Origin of the sequence: Thalassospira sp. UBA1131 (assembly GCF_002311515.1) — a bacterium.
Lineage (GTDB): Bacteria > Pseudomonadota > Alphaproteobacteria > Rhodospirillales > Thalassospiraceae > Thalassospira.
The window spans coordinates 26688-27228 of sequence record NZ_DCAO01000026.1 but is presented as its reverse complement, the minus strand read 5'-3'; the positions used below and the strand labels follow the sequence as shown (position 1 = coordinate 27228).

General features: G+C 58.4%; 1 protein-coding gene. It reads left to right on the top strand.

All coding sequences use genetic code 11. From position 1 onward, the window contains the following. The coding region (locus tag B3Z49_RS03830; RefSeq protein ID WP_296988365.1) for an Ldh family oxidoreductase at positions 1 to 541 on the top strand (541 nt) is incomplete at both ends.

Sequence of the window (541 nt, the reverse complement as noted above, 5' to 3'; positions counted from 1 at the left end):
CCCAGGGTATTGCGATTGCCGCAATCCACAGATCGCATCATGCGGGGGTGATGGGCCTTACGGTCGAACGTCTGGCGGAAAAGGGATTGGCGGCGATGATGTTTGCCAATGCACCGGCGGCGATGGCGGCATGGGGTGGTCGACGTCCGATGTTTGGCACAAACCCGATTGCCTTTGGCGTTCCGGTTGGCGATGCCGGTGATCCGATCATCATCGACCTTGCGCTTTCAAAGGTTGCGCGTGGCAAGATCATGGCCGCCAAGCAAAAGGGTGTCGCTATTCCCGATGACTGGGCGCTTGATGTGGATGGCAATCCGACCACCGATGCGGTCAAAGCCATTGATGGCACGATGATCCCGGCCGGTGGGGTCAAGGGGGCGGCACTTGCCATGATGGTGGAGCTTCTTGCGGCTGGTCTTACCGGTGCACAGTTCGGTCACCAGTCTTCGTCACTTTTTGATGACAAAGGCGCACCACCTGCGCTTGGACAACTGATCATTGCCATTGATCCCAAGGCAACCGGCGGTGTCGGTGTAATGGA